Raw genomic sequence first — 20,217 nt, forward strand, 5'->3', positions numbered from 1 at the left:
TTTCTCAACTGCTCTCCAGTCCGCAGTGCACATTGGAGAAATCTTTCTTCTCCAGGTCACTCTTATGGATCACAAAGTAGATTTCACCTGCATCCCAGAACTGAAAGCCGGTTTTATTATCAGAGGCTATCCTCAACAGCACCATCCAGTCTTCTGGTTTGCCCCTCTTTTGATTTACGGCCTCCATTTCCGGCGTATCATGCTGCTTGAATACGTAGGAGTTCATGCTATGTACCGGATCAACAGAAGGGGCCTTTAAAGCGTTTTTCAGTTGTTCGGTTTCTTCATACATGTCTTCCAGGTCTGCCAGTTCAGGATAAAGACTACGTGTGTCATACATCACAGGTATGCCGGGGTATTTTCCTGATCTGGCCCGTAACGGGGTATAGATACCGTGATCTTCATAGATGAATGCCGGTTCTATATTGAGTTCCTTTGCTGATTGCAGATCGCTGACATCACCGTCGTAATACAATACTCTCGGGCCCATCTCGTCCTGATCCTGCAGATCCTGCACGAAGAAATACAGTATGCCTGTCCTGGGAAGATAATCCTGCAGATGAGCAATAGCTGCACAATTGATCTGGGCAATGAACTGCAGCCCCCTCTCCTGTCCGTAGGCGTCGATAAAAGAAGGATAGCTTACCCCTGGTGGCAGATCGGGCAGACCGCCGAAACGGTGATTCCCCTTTTCAAAGTAGCTATCTTCTTCCGTTGTTTCAAATGCTACGGATCTACGCGTACGGTTGATCAATCCTTCTTTGAACCTGTCTAATCCTGCGGCGCTGATCTGTTCTTCCAGCAACAGCAGTAAGTCGGGGTCAGATTTTGCGTAGAAGCGGCTATCATCATAGGGAACCACTCCCTGACCATCCGCTCCTTTATAGCTATAATCCAGCAGTGACATTTTCTTTGCCAGCTCCAGACTAAGTTGCGGGATATCTTCCAGTCCTGCAGGCAGGTGTTGCAGCGGGTTGTTTTCTATATTCAGGTACTGCAGCCGGATCACGGATTCAGGTACCGTAGTTAGCTTATTATTCGAGAGTACCAGCGTTTCCAGGCTTTCAGACAGCACCGGGTGAACAGATTGCAGCTGATTACCTCCAAGATAAAGTTTCTTTAGTGCAGGCAATTGCCATATAGCAGGGTGAATGTCTGCTACCCTGCTATCGGACAAGCGGATTGTTTCAAGTTTTTTCAGGTCGCCCAACCATTCCGGCAGACTATCTAATGCAGTTACACCTGTTAGCGAGAGATCTTTCAACTCCATCAGCTGTTTCATCGCTTTAGGTACTTCCTTAAAATCGGCCGCATGTTTTTTATCCTGGAAGTCAATGGACAATGCCTTCAGCTGCGTTAAGGGCCGAATGGCATCTTCCAATACACCGGGATGAGTGTCGGTGAACCAGAGCTGGCGAACAATATCCGGTGTTGCGGTACTCACCTCCTCTGCACTCAGGAAGCGGTAATTTTCCCAGGCGAGGTTTTCTACAGATAGTTTAACGGCCAGTTTTACCGGGTATTGGTTGAAGTGTCCATTGACAAGCAGCCAACCATCTTCCAGACTGACCTCCGCAGTAAGGTACTGTGAATATTGAAATCCGCCTTTCCATACATAGGTCAGGTAAGTGCCATTTCGTTCCCGCTCAAAGTGGAATTTACCAGTAGGTACGCCAGCGTTATAGATACCCCTGAAGTAGAACTGCAGGTATACCTTGCCACTGTTGATAATATCATTTTGATCCAAATCTATAGAATCGGGAGCCTGTGCCTCTATTTTAACATAAAGGTCCCCATCGGAGATGTAAGACTGGCATTGCCCATTAAGTGTAAAAAAATGGTTCCCTATCTGCCAGAATTCCTGTCCGCCGGAGGGAGTAAGAAGAGGTGTGGCATTTTCCCCGGAGGAAGTAGTCGAAGATGTAATATTTTTATTGTTTTGTCCTCTATCGGCTGCAGCGTCAAAATATTGAAGGCTTTGCCATATTTCGTCGAATAACGGTTCGTAAAATTCCCGTGAAGCAAGGTCGCAATCGCAGGTAATGATGCACCCATATTCGCTGTTAATGGTTACCAGGCCGAAATAATAAAAATGTCCGTCAGGGGATTGCGCAGTTCTTATATCGGCCATAAGCCCTGCTACCGGCAATGTTTTATCAGCTATTACTTCAACGGGTCCACGTTCTTCCAGGCAGCTCTCCCGAAAGCGGGCAAGGAGGTCGTCGCCGTTATAATAATCATAATAGTTGAGTTCCTCTAAACTGACAGAAACATAGGATATACACTTATCATCCTTTCTGTGTTCCGCCATGATACTTTCCGCGACTGTCATTATATGTTGCTCATATACTGAAGGGAAACTAACGCTAAATCTTTTTGTTGAGGCTGACTGCATAGGTTCGTCATTAGTGACAAATAGCGCCAAGTATACTATTTTTTAACGAATATTCAACAAAAAGGGACAGCTATTAGCGATTCTATTTGTATTACTGCTATCAACAATCAAGTCAGCTACGAAATATGCCATATTGTTATAAATTTGTCCGAAATAAATGAAATGGAAGATTTTGTAATCGTAGTGAACCGCATTGAAGAGTTACAGCTGGTGCAGGACCGCCAGGAATTGGAGTTGATATTTGACAAAGCGAAGCGGACCATTGTTGGAGGCATGAACGTCATATTGATGAGAGAAAGCAGTAACGGCAAGCGGGAGAAATTTCAGACGTTGTCCAATGAACATGATTTTGAGGAATACAGGAAACAGGTTTTCCGGTTTCTTTAAATGGAATTATAAACTTAGCCACTTAACATTCACAACGATCTAAACGTCGTTCCATCGATAGAGGGAATACAAATATCTGGCGAAGCTTATAAATAAAAAAGACCGGGATAATGTCTCTGGTCTTTTTTTCTAAATACCATCCCGAAAACATTGCAAAAAAATTATGAAAATATTTTTTTCCAAAATGATCATTTTATGTTAAAACTTTACTAAGTTCGTATCCGTTAACCAATACCATTTATGTAATAGAACCTATACCTGGAAATAGTGATTGTTTGGCCCGATATTCCAATTCATTACAGTTAACTAAAATTCACATGAAAGATTATTCCATTAGCAATAGAGGCTGCCAAAGCTATGCTCTGTATTGCTATTAGCGATTCCTTTATCACGGTTTAATGATATTAAACAGGTCAATCCCTTATCATAACTATTCAGTTTGTTATGGTACGTGTATCTATTGCCGTTAACACTTAAAATAAACGTATGAAAAAACTGTTCCTGGCAGTGTGCGCACTGTCCCTATCTCTTTATGCCTGTAAGAAAGAAACAACGCCATCAAAATCTGTAACACCCGGTGATGGCAAAAAAGTAGCATTGAATATCCGGACGAATGATTTCCTGCAACAGGTGGAGCCTCTTCCCGGCGCTAACAACAGAACTGTCGGCACGGCGGAAGCCTTGCGCGACTCTGTATTGGCAACGAAAGTATCACACTTATACTATCTCCTGTTTGACCAGGCAGGCAACCGCCTTAAGGTAATGCATCAGGATGCAAATGTCACCGACAACTTCGGCAGCATTTATGATACTGCGGCACCCGGTTATTACTGGATGGTACTGCTCGCATCTCAGGCACCTCTTGATATTAATGCCGCAGATCAGCTGTCAGCCAGTGCATTTTCTGTACCGGTAGCTGCGTCTGGAGAAATGGAAAATATGCCTGATGTTTTCTACACAAAGGCAAGTGTATGGGTTCCCGACGACTATGGCTCCAAAGAGCTCATACTCAATGAAACCCTGGACCGGATAATTGGTAATCTTCAGGTCAATATCCTGGACATGCCGCAGCCGGGCAGTGGTGATACCAGTGTCTCAATCAAAATTACGCCTGAAGCATTCACATTCTTTCTTGATCCGGGTACGACTTACATAGGCCCTGATATTGTTAACGCAAAAGTTAACAGGATCAGTCTGAATATGTTCTCTGCATATGTCCTGAATACAGTGTCGCCATTCACCGTTACTATCGACTACGTTGATCCGGTTACGGGGCAATTGCAGACGAAAGTGATCAATAATGTACACTGTTATAAAAACCGCAGAACGATCCTGAGTGGCTATCTCTACGGTGGCAGTGCGCCTAACAGTGAGGGGATAAAGATTTTCCTGCTTGATAACTGGGATGGTAATGTTGACCAGATAGCATTCTAATGCCCTTTGCTAAGTGCAACCCAGAAACGATATTCTCTATGATCATATAGCATCATTCGCTTAACCCGATCTAAATTTCTTGTAACCTATAATCCCTTTTTTTCACCTCAAACACACACATCTATGAAAAAATTGCTATTGGCAGTCGCCGTACTGTCCATCTCTTTGTTTGCCTGTAAAAAAGATACAGCGCCAACCGACCCGAATCCCAGTCCGCCCGCAACCAGTACTGAAACATTCCCTGTGAGCTTCAGTGTTACCAGCTTTCTGCAGAAACAGGAACCACTGCCAGGCGGCAGAAAGACAGCCACAGGAAGTAACCTCAGGGACTCTGTGCTGGCTGGAAAAGTATCTAACCTGTACTACATGCTCTACAATGAGAATGGTCAGTTCGTTAAAGTGATATTCCAGAATACGACAGACAACCCTGACGACTTTGGTACACTTGTAGTAAACCTTCCGGCCAATCGTTACATTATCTCCTTGATTGCTTCCACTGGTCCCATACAGCTGTTGGACACCACCTCTTACTACAACCTGAGATTACGTCTCCCGGATGCTACTCTTCCTAACATGAATGTTTCAGCTCCGGACGTATTTATTGGCAGCAACAGCTTTACTGTAACAGGTTATGGTGCGGTACAGACAGTGTCTCTCTGGCCTTCACGTATTATGGGAAGACTGGAAGTGAACATCCTGGATGCGCCTGTAGCAAGTGGACCTGGTGACACCAGCGTAATGGTATATGCATCACCCGCATACCGTCAATATGCTCAATATGGTTATCTTGACGAGTTCATTCCTGATCCGGGTATCATCCTGCAAAGGAACGGGCGTACGAATTTCAGCTCACAGGTGCTGACACCTAACAGCGAGCTTACCGTTACGATTGCATACCCTGACAAAAACTCCGGGGAACGTAAAACCAAGGAAATGCGCTATGTGCCTTTCAACCGCGGCTACAGAACAGTGATGACCGGTAATGTATACAATCCATTAGGCGGTGGCACGGGTTTCGCTATTGCACTGGATACTACATGGTATGACTATGCCAATATACCTTTCTAATTTAGGTTAGACAGTCCATTAACACCCGGCGGGGAGCTTATGCTTCCTGCCGGTTTTATTAATTGTAATAACTACCAGTAAATGATCCGGGCTATCGTCTTTTAAATTTTTACTATATTGTGAATGGTAATAATATTTCCCACGCCATGGCACAAGAACGCAAAAGTCCTGAAACGCTACAGACCTATTCCTCCGCAGCTGCATACAATCATAGTTCTTTAGGGATATCCAGACCTGCCGTTCAGGCGTTACAGAAATTGGCAAATGGAAAACAGGGCCAAACAAATAGTTCTGCTGAACTTGCAGCGGTAACACCATTCCAGCTAAAAGCCAGACAGGATGATTCCCCCACTGGTCCGCGAGCTGCACAAAACAGGATGGGAGTTGAGGTAGTACAACGCTACGGTATAGAGGATTTTGACACCTATGAGGAAGCCAAAGAAGCGACTATATACAGCAAGGCATTATTGGACGAACAAAAGGACGATCCCATTAATGATCATTTCCAGAAGAAGTTTGATTCCGGACAGCAGACACAAATATATGAAGCCAATAAAGCATACTACGAGGTAGATGAGATTGTTTCAGACGCTGATGGTGAAACGGTATTAAAAAAGCAAAACACGAAACTGGTACCGCATATAGACCACCGCTTTCCGAAATCGAGGGGAGGGACCAACAGTTATTTGAATGCCGCTGTGCTACCGGCCGAGGGGAACATTAAAAAAAGTAATAAACTTGAGCTGACTGAAGAACCGACAACGCCTTTAGAGCCATACCGCTTACTTGCCGTATCATCTGCATTTGCTTCTTCTAAAGTGGGAACGTTCCGTGAATTCAGCCAGGAACAGCGGGCCGAGATTCTTTCACACAATAAATCGCACTACGATTCTACCTCTCCGGTAAGCGATGTGGATGGAAAAACAAAATTGGCCAAATACGATACGACACGCATCCCACACATTGACCACATTACCGCAAAAAGCGAAGGTGGAACCAATTATTATTTCAATGCCAGTGTATTGCCGGCCAGTACCAACATGCAAAAAAGTGGCAGAAAGGGCAGGCAATTCGATATCAATGCTGAAATAGGAGAAATGAGCTTAGCAAAATACTATGAAAAAAAGGCGGAGGGTACACTTCCCCCAGGCGGACTGATAGAAGATGACAAAAGTGATGGTGAAATTTCGGATTAAGCAGTTGCATTTACTACAGCAACGGAAGTATTTTAAACAACCACTCTTCTATCCCATTTAAACACAGTTACATCACATATTCCACAGAGAATCCGGGGATCTGCCGACCTTGTTGCATAAAAAATGCCATGAGAACACTGATCCTCTTCTTCCTGCTGTTGCCACTTATAACGCCAGCCCAGGCGCCAAAGAACCTGGTCTCTTTCGGACAAGCTGATAGTCTCTACTCTGATATCCTGAAAGAGAAAAGGGAACTCCTGATATACTGTCCTGGTGTTGACACCAATTACTTTGAACAGCCCTCCTTCCCTGTTCTGTATTTACTGGATGGCGATGCACATTTCGCGTCTCTTCAGACCGTCATACAGCTATTGAGCAATAACGGTAATACCGCACTGTCACAAATGATCATCGTAGCTATCTCCAATACTAACCGTACACGTGATCTTACTCCCAGTGCTGATCCGGAGCAACCCGGTTCCGGTGGAGCTGAACAGTTTACGGCCTTCCTGGAAAAAGAGCTCCTCCCCTACATTGATAGTAAGTATCCTACTGCTCCTTACAAGATCTTTTCCGGGCATTCCCTGGGAGGATTATTGGTAGTTAATACGCTTCTGCATCATCCCCGGCTGTTTAATGCATATATCGCCTCCGATCCGACCATATTCTGGAACAACAGCCGGATACTTCCAACTGTCGACAGCCTGCTGGAACACCAGGACTTTACAAACAAACGATTTTACCTGGCCGTAGCCCATACTATGAACCAATACCTTGACACTATTCAGGTCAGGAAAGACAATGCCATGGGTTCCATACATACAACTGCGATCCTGCAATTGGCGGATAAACTGAAAAAGCACATGGGCAACCATCTCAACTGGTCTTATAAGTACTATGACAATGACTATCACAATTCCGTTCCCTTCATCGCCTATTATGATGGCCTACGGTCTATTTTCCGTCAATACTGGTTCCCTACATACCTGTACCCGGATAACTCCAACGCTGACTCCCTGCGAACCCTGATCGTATCACACTATAAAGCGCTTAGTAAAGACATGGGATATCCCGTTCGTCCCAATGAGTGGGAGCTCAATCAGATGGGGTACCATCATCTCTCACAGAAGAATTACGCTAAATCGCTAATGTTCTTTCAGCTCAATATTGAATACTACCCCAGGAGTTATAACACCTACGACAGCATGGGCGATTACTACAGGGAAACAGGCGACACTGCAAAGGCTGTCAGTTACTGGAAGAGATCGCTCGCGCTTAAATTCGTATCGGGTATACAGGAAAAAGTCAATCGCATCGCTAGCGCTACTAGATAATTATCATATAATAAAACGAGGTAGTATTAAATAAAAAAACCTAAATTGGGGTAGACCCGTTATGCTAAATAATTGCCATAACTTGTATATGACCTGTAATATAAACCCACAAACTTCCTATAATCCATCAATTTCCAACAAGGGATAGCTGAAAACCTTCAGAAAAGAGTAGGCATTTTTTACCTCCTAAATGACCGTTTATGAAAAAGAAAAACAAGAAAAAACTGAACATCAGTAAGATGAAGATCGCAAGACTGAGTGAAACAGCAGAAAAGAAAATGCAGGCTGCGACCATTCCCCCTAACACATTCTGGTGTACTACAACAGGCTTGTAATACCACCAATATATCTCATTAGCCGATAAGCCAGCACTGATAATGCTGGCTTATTGATTTATACGAATACAAGGAAACAGTAATTAGTAGAAAAAATGCACTATGACTTAACCCGGAAGTACCAACGACCGCATATAACCGGGCCAACCCAACGCCCATTGTACATAACCAGGTGAATTATCACTGAGACCCTATAACATTCGGTTAACAAGCGCATCTTAGAATTTTTGCTTAATTTTCCGGCGCCAACTCTAAATTATGTCCTCAATTATCAAAGCAACCCGGGACGTTGCTTTAACCTATGTCGTACTTTTCATCATGCTTTTGCTGAGCGTTTCTGTTCATGCGCAGATAAAAGCCGATTTTACCCCTAGTAAGTCAAGCGATTGTGAAAGTCTGATCTCCAGATTTAATGATAACTCCACCGGTAGTCCTGTTTCCTGGCAGTGGAACTTTGGGAATGGCTATACTTCTACCCAGCAAAGCCCCAGTGCGTCTTATACTTCTCCTGGTACTTATACTGTAACGCTGACCGTCAAGGATGCTGCAGGCAATACCAGTACTGCCCAGAAGACTGTTACCGTATGGGAGAAGCCGAAACCGGATTTTACCGCCAGTCCTGCGAAAGGCTGTATACCCTTTGACGTTACTTTCACCGATAAATCGGATCCTGTAAACGGCACCATTACTACTTATAGCTGGGATTTTGGCGATGGCGCTGTTAGTTCCAGCAATCCGGCTGTACATACCTATAATAATGTTTCCTCGCCCACTGTTACCCTCACCGTCACTAATAGCAATGGTTGTACGGCGTCCAAACAGATCAGCAATATTGTGGATGCGGCAGCCTCGCTGGTCGCTGGTTTCAATGTATCGGACAAGTTCCTGTGTGCTGCCCCCGGAGCGCTGACGGTTACCAATACTTCCACAGGTCCGGGCAACCTTACTTATCAATGGGATTTTGGCGATGGCGGTACCGCCGCAGGCGTTAACCCTGGCGCGCATAGCTATGCTACGAAGGGTGTTTACAAGATAAAGCTCACGGTGACCAGCGATAAAGGCTGTACAGCTACTCAAACCTCGGGTGATATCAATGTGGGCAACCTCAGTGTCGATTTACAGGGGCCAGCCAGCGTCTGCGAGAATAGTGTCCCCGCCTTTTTGGCAATCGCCAATCCGCGGCCCAACAGCTTTACCTGGAGCGTTGATAAAGGGGAGATCTATGGCCTTGACAGCATTGCTGCCCTCTATCCGGCGGGTGCCGGTACTGTAAAAGTGACCATGATAGCAGATTATGGCGCGTGTAAGAAAACTGTGACAAAAGATGTTGTGGTAAGCGCTGCGCCGCATGCTGATTTTGAGATCGATCAGAAAGTTATCTGTGATGTACCCGCTACCTTGAAATTGACCGATAAATCAACAGGCGCCACCAAGTGGAACTGGGATTTTGGCTACGGACGCACATCTACCCTGCAAAATCCATCCATCACCTACAATGAACTGGGATATTTTGGTATAAATCTCACCGTCAGCAATGCAGCCGGCTGTAGCAGCGATGTACAATATTATGTGAATGTAACAAAAACGGAAGTCAATGCATATGCGGATGTTACTGAAGGTTGCGAAGGACTGACGCCAAATTTTAACAGTTATATCAGCGCTGGCGACACTATTGTGGCCTATGAATGGGATTTTGGCGATGGCAGTCCAAAGTCGACAGAAGCCACACCATCACATACGTATCCCAAGGAAGGTACATACCCGGTAAAGCTGACATATACAACAATCCATGGTTGTAAAGGAACGGTGAATCTGTATCCCGGCGGCGTTATCCAGGTACGTAAAAAACCTAAGATTGATTTCTCATCGCCTGAAGCACCCCAGATTTGTGGTAACAACTGGGTACATTTCAACAGTACCGCTGATGTAGGCAATTCCTGGGCATGGAGTTTCGGAGACAACACCTACTCTCCCGGACAGAATACAGTCCACAGTTACAGGGAACCCGGCACCTATACGGTGACACTGGTGGTTTCAAATTATGGATGTAGCGAGACACTCACCAAAACGGCATATATCACAGCAGTGAATCCTTTCCCTCGCTTCAGCATGCAGAATATTGACTGTGATCACCGGACGGAGATCGGCTTTGATGAACATTCGATTGGCACTATTACCAGCTGGAAATGGAACTGGGGAGATGGAAAGGAGAATACTTATGCTACACAAACAAGTCCTGTCAAACATAAATATGATAAAACAGGTCCTTACCTGGTGAAGCTGACCGTTACTGACGGCACCTGTACCAGTACAGACTCACTGAACATCAATGTGTATGCGCCCTCGCCCGTTACCATTACCGCAGATAAAACAACGCTGTGCACCAATGAAACACTCAAGCCCAGCGTAACGTCTATTGCCAGCGGTATGTATGCGAACTATGGCTGGTATTCTTCAGATGGCACTCCCGCTTATTGGAATTATTACGACTATCAGAGCGCTACATTTCCAAACCTGCAACCTGGCAGGGACACCATCCGTTTTGTAGCATATAACCTACAGGGATGTACAGATAGCAGCAATCAGGTCGTTGTGAACGTACATGGGCCGGTAGCTAAATTTCAATCTCCGGATGTACTGGAATGCCGTGGTACAGAGCTGACTTTCACCGATCAGACAGACGTTTCGAAAGGGAAGCCAATAAAGAGCTGGTCATGGGATTTCGGAGATAACACGCCGGCGAGATTATTTACTGCGCCTCCATTCAAATATACCTACAATAAGTCCGGTTACTTCACTCCCAGAATGACTGTTACAGATCAGGATGGTTGTACCAGTACCGCTGCCGGTGATTATCTGCAGGTGAACGGTCCCAATGCAGACTTTACGCCCAGCGCTACGCTGGTGCCGCCTGGCGGTGGTGTATGGTTTTATAACCAGACCTCTGAAACGGGTGGCTATGCTACTTACCAATGGGACTTCGGAGATAATACTTCCTCTGCCGAGTATGGCCCATATAAGATCTACCCCGAAAAAGGTGTATATAATATAAAGCTGCTGGTAAAAGACGATAACGGCTGTACAGACAGCACCAAAAGAACGATCAAGGTATCGAGCGTTGGCGCGGGCTTCACATACACTAGCGCGTTTGTAAATAATAGTGGCTGTCCACCGGTGATAGCTCGTTTTACTAATACATCCGCTAATTACAGAACTTCATATTGGGATTTTGGCGATGGCAGCTTTTCTACCCTCGCCAATCCTTCCCACACGTATACCTATGCCGGCAAGTATAAAGTGAAACTGAAAGTTGTGGGTGATGCGGACACAGAAGACGAATATGAGGAGGAAGTAGTGGTAAAAGGACCTTTTGCAGCTATCCTGACGTCTTCTGATGGTGGTTGTCTTACAAAAGAGATTGAGTTCAAGGTATCCTCAAACGCGGTTGTCAATTTTGCATGGGACTTTACAGATGGTAACGTACTGGAAACAACAGATTCTACTATCAAACATACCTTTAAGGAGCCTGGCATTTACAAACCCCGCCTCATCCTCTCAGACAAGGCGGGTTGTAAGGGTACTGCCTTCCTGCAGGATCCCATCGTCATAGATAAACTGGATGTACAACTGGCATCGGCTCCAACCTTTGTGTGTGATGAAGGCTGGATCTCCTTTACACCAACATTCAGCAGTTATTCCATTGACGAGCTGAAAAAAGAAGCGAAATACAAATGGACATATGAACCCGGACTGACAGCGGAGAATGATGCCACTGCCACTCCCCGTTTCTACCTGGATAAAGTCAAAGGATATGATTTCACCCTTACCACTACCACGGCTTACGGCTGTGTGCAAACAGTCAGTAAAACGGTGTATGCTTATCCTAAGCCAGTATCGGCTATCAGCGGGCCACCGCAAGCCTGTCAGGATGCGCCGGTAACTTTCAACGGAACAGTAAGCAAGGTAAATGACGTCAGCTGGAAATGGGATTTTGGCAATGGTACTACCGGCAATGTACAGCAACCTGCTGACCAGGCGTACAGCAAGACTGGGCCTGCGGAAGTGGTGCTCGCAGTTACCAGCACCGATGGCTGTAGTGATACGGTGCGTCACAACATTACGATACTGCCTAAACCGGTGATCAATGCTGTAGCGGGGGCTGAGTTTATATGCCTGGGTAACAGCACTACACTAAGCGCCGGCGGTGGTACAACTTATCAATGGTCGCCCACCCTGGGCCTGAGCAATCCGCAGGCACCTGATCCGGTGGCTGCTCCGGAGGTAAGCACTACCTACCAGGTGACCGTGACGAACGATAATAACTGTACCAATACTGATGAAGTAAGCATTCGCGTGGCACAACCATTCAGGATACAGGCTACACCAGATACGGTCCTGTGTCTCGGACATGTGCTGCCTTTATGGGCATCCGGTGCGGATCATTACGTATGGAAAGGAGAAGGCCTGGATGGCACTGACAGTCCTTATCCGCATGCCACTATCAAGAGAACAGGCGACTTTACCTATGAAGTAACCGGCTACGACGCTGACAACTGCTTTACACATGATACATCCCTGGTGGTAAGTGTACACCCATCACCTACCATTGATGCAGGTCCTGACCGCGTAGTAATGGCGGGTGAGCCGGTAACACTCCGGGGACAGGGCAGCTTCGATATCATAGACTGGAACTGGTCACCGGCCGAGTATCTGAATTGCCCTACCTGTCCGGCACCCGTAGCCATGCCGAATCTGTCAACCACTTATACAGTAGAAGCCACGAATGGTTACGGCTGCAAGGCTACTGATGAAGTGTTTGTCAAAATAACCTGCGACAAAGGTGCTGTGTTCATGCCTTCTGCCATTACGCCTAACAAGGATGGAAAGAATGACTGGTTCTATCCCAAAGGACGCGGTGTGAAAGAAGTGAAGTGGATGCGCATTTATGACAGATGGGGCAGCCTGGTGTTTGAAAGAACACATTTCCAGATCAATAATTCGGCATCAGGCTGGGATGGTACCTGGAAGAGCGAGGTAGCGCCTATTGGCACTTATGCATATGCTATGGAAACGGTGTGTGAGGATGGGACGACGTTTTTGTTCAGGGGCGTGGTGACGGTGGTGAGGTAGCGTTACATTTTACTCCTCATTCTCATCAACGACGGATATATTCTCAAATACACCTCCAGCGACATAGGATTCTTACCATACAACGCATCAAGCGATTCCGGCGCATGATAAATACTCCATTGTGCCCCGGCAGCTACCCTTGTCTTAAACAACCTGATGAGGTCATAATTGGCACCCAATGTAAGCGCATGAATATTGAATATGTCGTGAGATTCAAACACTGGTTCGAGTACCAGTTCTGCTCCCGACTTTTCGGTGAATTCATACCTTGTATATACCGCCAGCCGATTCTTCCACCAGGCGCCTTCCGCCATAAAAGCATTTTCTCCTCTATGTTCTTTTTGCTTATTCATTCCCCAGAGCACTGTTGCATTGATCCGGTTCTCATTACCCATGTCAATACTGTATATGGCTGATGCGGTAGTTTTATAAACATTCTCTTCAGGATGCAGCTCTTCAGGGCTTTTCAGATAACCGTGAGACACCTGTAAGGCCCAATTATCAGAGGGATTAAAAGAAAGTCTTCCGCTCCAGGAATCAAATTTTGGTTTATCAAAACCATACCGCTCTTCATTTGGTTCTCTGCCGGTGAAGGAAGAACCCTCCAGTTTAAATTTGTCAAACCGGACGCCCACTGTTACCACGCCAAAAGTGATATGGGTAGCATCAACCCAATGGTGTGAGATGGGTGAATTGGGATTATCCAGTGCTGAAGGCCGGTGCATAAATGTAACGGGGCCCAGGGCAGGTTCTCCTGGGTAAGCGACATAAATGAAGGCATCCAGCTTCTTTGAAAAGGCGTGGGAATAACTAACAGATAACTCATCAAAAAGATCATGCGGGTGCTGGCGGTCAATCAAAGGCTGTCCCTTGTAGCTTTCACCCGTTTGAAATAACAGCGGGTACCCTTTTCCTCCTTCAATCAGGGGATCGAGGGAAAGCATCGTACTGAAATGGAAAAGGCCATTCTGCCCTACTTTCCGCTGTCCCATCAGCATGAACCATGACGGGGCATCAAACTTTGAATCACCTCTTGTTCCCTTATCAGTGAAGTCCTGGTCGTTGTACCTGATAAAGATACTTCCATGCACCATGTACATCCATTTATTGGAGTGTATCATATAACCATACATAGGTGATGCATCAGGTAGCCACCCGGTACCTGAACCGTTCCTGTTCATGGGTAAGTTTAATGAAAAAGCATGGCTCATGGGAATGTCCATCTGCATATTCATACCGGCTCCATGTTGCATGTGCTGCATAGAGCTATCCATCTTCATCTGCGAACGGGGCTTTGTTGTATCTTGTTTCGCCGGCATGTGGTGTTCATGCTGTGAAAAGGCGGGTTGCCATAGATAACACATAACAAGCACGATGAATATCTTTTGCATACGACGATATTTATGGTCAATTTCCTGTTCAGGTCCTCAGTCCTCTGGTTCTTCCATGCAGTAGTCCCATAAATATTATACCATAACTGGTTTTCGCTCCTTTTTTTATTCATCAGGGCAACTTCGCCACCAGGCGTTCCGGCATCCATTTCAAAGCCGTATAAATGAGCTTCCATTTAAATCCGGGTACAATGACAAATCCGCTGCCGGCTTCCACTACTGCTTTTGCAATAAAGTCCGGTTCCAGCATCAGCGATTCCGGCAAGTCCAGTCCGGCGGTCATCTTACTCCGGATGTAACCGGCTACGATCACATTTACTGTGATCCTCCTACTGAACAAATACTGCCTCAAACCAGCCAGGTATTGGGTAAAGGCCGATTTGGTACTTCCATAGATAAAATTGCTTCTCCTTCCCCGTACCCCGGAAAGGGAAGACAGCCCTATAATTCTCTCCAGACGGGCGTTCTCCCTATCCATGGCAATAATGTTAAGAATGGATACGGCGCCTGCGTAATGGACCTGCATCATCCGGAGACTCCCCGGAAAGTCCAGTAAAGCCTCTTCGTTATTTTTGAGGTAACCAGCTGCATACACAACAATGTGTGGTTTCTCCGGCAGCTGTTCATAAAAACGTGCATGGCTGTCAAAATCCGTGGCATCAAAATAAAGTACGGTCACCAGTTCTTTCAGGGGCGGATGCTGGTCAACAAGTGTATAAAGCGCATCAGTACTCCTGGAGGCAGCCATTACCCGGAAACCTTTGGCTGTATACCTGAGAATGGCAGCCTTTGCCACATCCGAATTAGCGCCGAGCAGGAGAACAGTTTTTCTTTGCATAGTCATAAATATAGGAAGTCTTCACTGAATACTGCCAGCAGACAGCCAAATACTATCCCATAGACAAAGATATTATCAGATACAGCGATTATATTCATCATATTAAACACATGGATGATGTCATTTAAGATGCGGTAGTAGAACCATTACTAATTGGTTAACAGTTCATTAACCAATAGAGCAAAAACTATAAAATAACTTTGTTGCTGGAAGATTTAGAGAGCTTAATGCCAGGATCACTCCAGTCGTGTTTTTGATTACTACAGCCAAAATCCCCATATATAAATTCTTACCCGTTTTGACACTACAAAACGCAGTTCCACACGCTCTAAAACTATTAAGATGCAAACCAGACAATTTTACCTGTTGAGATCGAAGCAATATTTCGTGCTTGCTATTATACTGATGTTCTCGTCCTCCCTCTCTGCACAACTCCCCAAAGTGTTGAAAGATGCCAATGACGTGCTCAGAACAGGCACTGAAACGATGAGAAGTATCGGAGGATTTATAGACGCGACCAAGAGAACCACAGAACAATTCAATAAGAATGTAAAGGTAGTAAAGAGTAATACGCCACAGCCTTCAGTACCAGCAGACCAGACAACCAAACCGAAATTCAAAAAGGGAGATTTCACCAATATCAGATGGGAGCCTATTGCCTATTTCGATGGACAGATATTTCCGTCTATGGTAATAAGTATGGCCGACTACAAAGGCAATATCGATAACGCATTTATGAATTCTGTTAAGAGCAGTGCTTTAGGATTCAGATTTATCAGTAACAACTCCTATATCCCCTTAAAATGGGAAATTGAATGTACTGACAAAACATACTTCGATAAGGTAAGCGGAGACTTTATGTTTCAGCAGGCAGGTCAGGAAGTATATTTTATGCCTAACGTTCCATGGAATATGTCAACGCTTGCAAAGCAGGTTTCCAGCTCTCCTATTAACATCATCTTCAGGATATATGATGAAGATGGTAATAAAGCGGAAAAATCAGTCTCCTATTTTATGCGCAGTGTTAATGATTGCATTTATCGCTATCATGAACAAAAATTCGATTTTCTGTTTACCGCCTTTATACAGGAACAACATCCGGAGATAGACAAAATATTAAAGGACGCATTGAAGTCAAAACTGATAAACGCAATAAGTGGGTATCAGGGTGACGATGTAAATACCATTCTACAAGTGGCTGCTATCTGGAAAGTACTGCATGACAGAGGGTTTCAATATAGCAGCATCACTACTACTTCGACCAATAGCACCAGTAATTTAGTAAGTCAGGCAGTACGGACATTCGACAACTCCATGAAAACCAACCAGGCAAACTGTGTTGATGGAACGGTCGTATTTGCCTCCCTGCTAAGAGCTATCAATATATCCACTGTGATGGTACTGACCCATAATCATTGCTTCCTCGGATTTTATACCAGCAGAAAGAGAGACAAAATCCTTTACCTCGAAACAACAATGCTCTCCAACTCCGACATCATTGATAAGGCTACGCCAGCGAAAAAGAACCAGGCATATGTTGATCAATTTATGCAGGCAGTAAAATATGCATCCAATAAAGAATATCCTGAGTATAAAGCGGCAAACGATCTGGTGGAGATAGACGTTGATTACTACAGAAGTTTTGTAAGACCTCTCCCCTTCCAGTAGTCACCAATGGAGCGGGATATATGCTAACCGGTACATGGTAGATCCGGCATAAAAGTAATAAACAGTATTTTAAGCGGCACAGAGATCCTATTGATAGTGATAATGCGTGGCTGGTGCTCAGGCGGTCCGTTAACGGATCCTGATTATCCGGAGGCATCATTATCCGAAATGCCTTTTCACATAATTCGCAGTCAGTTCCTTTTGCGGATTGTTAAAAATATCATCGGTATTTCCAGCATCAAGCTTTCTGATCCATATAAAAAAAGCCGTCTTCATTTATCATGAAAACGGCTCTATAAATCGGGTGTATAATACTAGAAGTTAAACAGGCAGTTAGCACCGAAAACGTGCGGTTTGTATGAAGTAACGCCTCTCATATAAGAAGTTCTTATTTCGATGTTACGCTTCTTCTTATAACCTACACCGATACGCAGACCAATATTGGCAGCCGGGCCTGTGGAGCTTCTGGTATGTGAATCGATATACCCGAATCCGTTTACATCATACAGCGTTTCGAATACAGATCCTACATGATAAGCATAACCGGCACCGATAAAGAATCCCATCCTATCCTCACAACCAAGGCCAGAACCGGCGCCAATGTTAAAATTGAACATCAGGGGAACGTTAATCATGTAACCAAGGGTATTCTCCTCATAGTAATAACCATTGCTGTACGCGGAATTGTAGGATCCTGAGAAACCAACGTTCAGTGGAATACTGATAGACACTGAGGTATTCTCTGTTTCCGCAAAACTGAGGCGCGGGGAATACGTAAATGAAAAACTGCCTTTTGCATCGGTCATCTTCGCATCTTCTACGAAGATACCCACGCCAACGCCATGGATAAAACGCTGTGCTACTGACGCTTTTACGCTTGCCAGGCCTATGGCGGCTAACAAAAAAATTCTCTTCATGGTAAGGGTGTTGAATGAACAGTACTCAATTATAATGCGGCAAATATACGTTTCGACATTTAATTATGGAAGTCCGGGCTACACATTGGTTTGCGCATGCTAGAAGTTAAACAGACAGCTTAGTTCTAAAAGGCGGGGCTTATATGAAGTAAGACCCTGCGTGTATAAAGTTCTTATCTCTATGTTATGCCTCCTGTTTGCCCCCACGGCTATACGGACGCCCATGTTGGCGGTCACACCAGTGGCGCTTTTGAATCCACGATACCGATATCCCGGCCCACCAATCGGGGTTTCATACACGGAGCCAGCATGATAGGCATAACCTGCGCCGATGAAGTACCCCATTTTATCCTTACAGCCTCTGGCAGAGCCGGCGCCGATGTTGAAATTGAACATCAGGGGAACTTCGATGGTGTATGCAAGCGAACTCTTTTCGAGATTGCCTTCGCCCTCGTAGAAACCTTCATATTCGCCGGAAATACCAACAATCAACGGAATGCCGATAGACAGCGAGGTTCTGTTCGTTTCCGCAAAACTGAGCCGCGGAGAATAGGTCAATGTGAAACCACTTTTACTTTTCGTCTTGTCTTTACCAGCTTCTGCGAAAAGCCCAATGCCTGCGCCGTGAGTAAAACGCTGTGCTACTAATGATTGTACACCTGCCAGGCAGATGACGGCTAACAAAAATATTCTTTTCATGGTAATGGGTATAAAATGAAACAGTGTGAAATAGGTTGCGCCAAAGATACATTCCTGATAAAGCCTAATTTAACTAACTTGGCAGTTTAACAAGACCTTAACATCAAGACAAGGATGTCTCCCGTTAATACAGAGCATCATTCATTAATCATTAAAACTTTAGAAACATCACATATGTCATACTGCAGCGCGATCGAGTACATGTCTGAAGAAAAAAAGGCTATACACAAAACTTACCACGACCAGCACTACGGTTTTCCTATACATGACGACAACGAGTTATTCTGTCGCCTGATACTGGAAATCAACCAGGCGGGCCTGAGCTGGGAAACCATCCTGAAAAAAGAGGCCGGTTTCAGGAAAGCATACAGCAATTTCAATATTAAAAAAGTAGCCGCTTATACGGAGGCGGACAGGGAAAGACTGATGGCAGATCCGGGCATTATCAGGAACCGCTTAAAGATCAATGCGGCAATAGAAAATGCCAAGACTATCCTGCAACTACAAAAAGAACATGGCTCTTTTGAGAAATGGATAGCGTTTCATCATCCGAAAACGAAAGAGGAATGGGTAAAGATCTTTAAGAAAACGTTCAAGTTCACTGGTGGAGAGATTGTGAATGAATTCCTGATGAGTATAGGCTGCCTGCCGGGTGCTCATGATACCAGTTGTAAGGTGTATAAAAAGATACAACAGGCAAAGCCATTGTGGTTGACAAAACAATAACGTATTAACTGATTCCCGGCTCATTAATCCGCCTTCGGGTAATGCAATGAGCCGGGAATAATGTCCTTAAAACGCAGGTTCTTTCTTCTCAAGGAAGACCAACTGCCCCACATGATAGCTGATGTGTGTAGCACGGCTAATCAGTACATTCAACTTGTTCCGGTGAGGTTCCTTCGCAAAGTCTTCTTCTGATACCTTCGTATGCCTGGATAACCAATCTTCCGGCTGCATTTTGCTGAAATGATCCGCCAGTATACTGTTCACTTTCTCCCAGTATTCCCTTAATTCCGCCATAGATGGATATTCATCAAAAGCCTTGTCCGGGCTGGTAAGGAAAAGCTTTTCCAGCTGAGGATACAGTTTTTCACTGATACCGAATAATGACAGCAGACCATCGCTTGATCCTGCGAGGTGGCCCAACAGGTATATGGCCCTGCTGCGACCGGGAGCTACTTCCTGCAGGTAAAAATCGTCCTCATATTTGTTGAAGAAGGCCGTCACCCGCTTAGTATTTGAATGCCAGGTCGTCAGGATCTGTGAAATGATCTGTTTAGTCTGTGCTGCAGCAATATTTTCTGTTTGCGTACTCATGATAAGTTGCTTTGAGTTGTGTACAAATGAAGATGATGGTGGTATTATAATGTAAATCCAGTGGCAAATATAGGACATTTATTGACTGAACTAAATATTTCGATAGAT

The 20,217-nt window shown here is 45.0% G+C and carries 15 protein-coding genes; 9 read left to right on the top strand and 6 right to left on the bottom strand.

Annotated features, from left to right (window positions below):
• Positions 1–4 precede the first annotated feature (4 nt).
• On the bottom strand, positions 5–2,332 hold the full coding sequence (locus BLR32_RS24370) for a DUF1963 domain-containing protein (protein ID WP_245705514.1): 2,328 nt from the start codon (positions 2,330–2,332) through the stop codon (positions 5–7).
• Between the two features lie 225 nt (positions 2,333–2,557).
• Here BLR32_RS24370 and BLR32_RS24375 point away from each other — a divergent pair, with 225 nt between their 5' ends.
• From BLR32_RS24375 to BLR32_RS24400, 7 genes are all read left to right on the top strand, one after another.
• Positions 2,558–2,782 (top strand): hypothetical protein, encoded by a 225-nt coding sequence (locus BLR32_RS24375; RefSeq protein WP_089835503.1) that lies wholly within the window; start codon positions 2,558–2,560, stop codon positions 2,780–2,782.
• Between the two features lie 486 nt (positions 2,783–3,268).
• Complete coding sequence (locus BLR32_RS24380; RefSeq protein WP_089835505.1) at positions 3,269–4,216, top strand: hypothetical protein; 948 nt, start codon at positions 3,269–3,271, stop codon at positions 4,214–4,216.
• 123 nt (positions 4,217–4,339) lie between these two features.
• Positions 4,340–5,284, top strand: a complete 945-nt coding sequence (locus tag BLR32_RS24385) for a hypothetical protein (RefSeq protein WP_089835508.1) — start codon at positions 4,340–4,342, stop codon at positions 5,282–5,284.
• A gap of 146 nt (positions 5,285–5,430) precedes the next feature.
• Positions 5,431–6,480, top strand: coding sequence for a hypothetical protein (locus BLR32_RS24390; protein WP_089835510.1), 1,050 nt, complete (start codon positions 5,431–5,433; stop codon positions 6,478–6,480).
• A 128-nt stretch (positions 6,481–6,608) separates the two neighbouring features.
• Complete coding sequence (locus BLR32_RS24395; RefSeq protein ID WP_089835512.1) at positions 6,609–7,814, top strand: alpha/beta hydrolase-fold protein; 1,206 nt, start codon at positions 6,609–6,611, stop codon at positions 7,812–7,814.
• 200 nt (positions 7,815–8,014) lie between these two features.
• The gene (locus BLR32_RS34515; RefSeq protein ID WP_262487440.1) at positions 8,015–8,149 is read left to right on the top strand and encodes a hypothetical protein; all 135 of its coding nucleotides are present in this window, start codon (positions 8,015–8,017) and stop codon (positions 8,147–8,149) included.
• A 258-nt stretch (positions 8,150–8,407) separates the two neighbouring features.
• On the top strand, positions 8,408–13,279 hold the full coding sequence (locus BLR32_RS24400; protein WP_317042847.1) for a PKD domain-containing protein: 4,872 nt from the start codon (positions 8,408–8,410) through the stop codon (positions 13,277–13,279).
• Between the two features lie 2 nt (positions 13,280–13,281).
• Here BLR32_RS24400 and BLR32_RS24405 read toward each other — a convergent pair whose 3' ends face one another.
• Together BLR32_RS24405 and BLR32_RS24410 are read right to left on the bottom strand one after the other, a co-directional pair.
• Entirely contained in the window at positions 13,282–14,670 is a 1,389-nt protein-coding gene (locus BLR32_RS24405; RefSeq protein WP_089835514.1) for a TonB-dependent receptor, read from the bottom strand.
• 112 nt (positions 14,671–14,782) lie between these two features.
• Positions 14,783–15,508: an SDR family NAD(P)-dependent oxidoreductase gene (locus BLR32_RS24410; RefSeq protein ID WP_089835516.1), complete on the bottom strand. Its 726-nt coding sequence runs from the start codon at positions 15,506–15,508 to the stop codon at positions 14,783–14,785.
• 342 nt (positions 15,509–15,850) lie between these two features.
• Here BLR32_RS24410 and BLR32_RS24415 point away from each other — a divergent pair, with 342 nt between their 5' ends.
• The gene (locus BLR32_RS24415; RefSeq protein WP_143011566.1) at positions 15,851–17,176 is read left to right on the top strand and encodes a hypothetical protein; all 1,326 of its coding nucleotides are present in this window, start codon (positions 15,851–15,853) and stop codon (positions 17,174–17,176) included.
• A gap of 314 nt (positions 17,177–17,490) precedes the next feature.
• Here BLR32_RS24415 and BLR32_RS24420 read toward each other — a convergent pair whose 3' ends face one another.
• Positions 17,491–18,093: a hypothetical protein gene (locus tag BLR32_RS24420; RefSeq protein WP_089835519.1), complete on the bottom strand. Its 603-nt coding sequence runs from the start codon at positions 18,091–18,093 to the stop codon at positions 17,491–17,493.
• Between the two features lie 99 nt (positions 18,094–18,192).
• A complete protein-coding gene (locus tag BLR32_RS24425) occupies positions 18,193–18,792 on the bottom strand; it encodes a hypothetical protein (RefSeq protein ID WP_089835521.1) in 600 nt (199 codons plus the stop codon).
• A 174-nt stretch (positions 18,793–18,966) separates the two neighbouring features.
• Here BLR32_RS24425 and BLR32_RS24430 point away from each other — a divergent pair, with 174 nt between their 5' ends.
• A complete protein-coding gene (locus tag BLR32_RS24430; RefSeq protein WP_089835523.1) occupies positions 18,967–19,518 on the top strand; it encodes a DNA-3-methyladenine glycosylase I in 552 nt (183 codons plus the stop codon).
• 66 nt (positions 19,519–19,584) lie between these two features.
• Here the strand turns inward: BLR32_RS24430 and BLR32_RS24435 are convergent, their stop codons facing one another.
• Positions 19,585–20,109 carry a DinB family protein gene (locus BLR32_RS24435; protein ID WP_089835525.1) on the bottom strand — a complete coding sequence of 175 codons (525 nt, stop codon included), beginning with the start codon at positions 20,107–20,109 and terminating at the stop codon, positions 19,585–19,587.
• Positions 20,110–20,217: the final 108 nt, after the last annotated feature.

Origin of the sequence: Chitinophaga filiformis (assembly GCF_900102545.1) — a bacterium.
GTDB classification, from domain to species: Bacteria; Bacteroidota; Bacteroidia; order Chitinophagales; family Chitinophagaceae; genus Chitinophaga; species Chitinophaga filiformis.

What these genes read in the sequence shown, in the direction of transcription:
- BLR32_RS24395 (WP_089835512.1), top strand. Translation starts at nt 6,609, where the DNA reads ATGAGAACACTGATCCTCTTCTTCCTGCTGTTGCCACTTATAACGCCA.
- BLR32_RS24385 (WP_089835508.1), top strand. Translation starts at nt 4,340, where the DNA reads ATGAAAAAATTGCTATTGGCAGTCGCCGTACTGTCCATCTCTTTGTTT.
- BLR32_RS24410 (WP_089835516.1), bottom strand. Translation starts at nt 15,508, where the DNA reads ATGCAAAGAAAAACTGTTCTCCTGCTCGGCGCTAATTCGGATGTGGCA.
- BLR32_RS34515 (WP_262487440.1), top strand. Translation starts at nt 8,015, where the DNA reads ATGAAAAAGAAAAACAAGAAAAAACTGAACATCAGTAAGATGAAGATC.
- BLR32_RS24430 (WP_089835523.1), top strand. Translation starts at nt 18,967, where the DNA reads ATGTCATACTGCAGCGCGATCGAGTACATGTCTGAAGAAAAAAAGGCT.
- BLR32_RS24375 (WP_089835503.1), top strand. Translation starts at nt 2,558, where the DNA reads ATGGAAGATTTTGTAATCGTAGTGAACCGCATTGAAGAGTTACAGCTG.
- BLR32_RS24405 (WP_089835514.1), bottom strand. Translation starts at nt 14,670, where the DNA reads ATGCAAAAGATATTCATCGTGCTTGTTATGTGTTATCTATGGCAACCC.
- BLR32_RS24370 (WP_245705514.1), bottom strand. Translation starts at nt 2,332, where the DNA reads ATGACAGTCGCGGAAAGTATCATGGCGGAACACAGAAAGGATGATAAG.
- BLR32_RS24415 (WP_143011566.1), top strand. Translation starts at nt 15,851, where the DNA reads ATGCAAACCAGACAATTTTACCTGTTGAGATCGAAGCAATATTTCGTG.
- BLR32_RS24425 (WP_089835521.1), bottom strand. Translation starts at nt 18,792, where the DNA reads ATGAAAAGAATATTTTTGTTAGCCGTCATCTGCCTGGCAGGTGTACAA.
- BLR32_RS24380 (WP_089835505.1), top strand. Translation starts at nt 3,269, where the DNA reads ATGAAAAAACTGTTCCTGGCAGTGTGCGCACTGTCCCTATCTCTTTAT.
- BLR32_RS24390 (WP_089835510.1), top strand. Translation starts at nt 5,431, where the DNA reads ATGGCACAAGAACGCAAAAGTCCTGAAACGCTACAGACCTATTCCTCC.
- BLR32_RS24400 (WP_317042847.1), top strand. Translation starts at nt 8,408, where the DNA reads ATGTCCTCAATTATCAAAGCAACCCGGGACGTTGCTTTAACCTATGTC.
- BLR32_RS24420 (WP_089835519.1), bottom strand. Translation starts at nt 18,093, where the DNA reads ATGAAGAGAATTTTTTTGTTAGCCGCCATAGGCCTGGCAAGCGTAAAA.
- BLR32_RS24435 (WP_089835525.1), bottom strand. Translation starts at nt 20,109, where the DNA reads ATGAGTACGCAAACAGAAAATATTGCTGCAGCACAGACTAAACAGATC.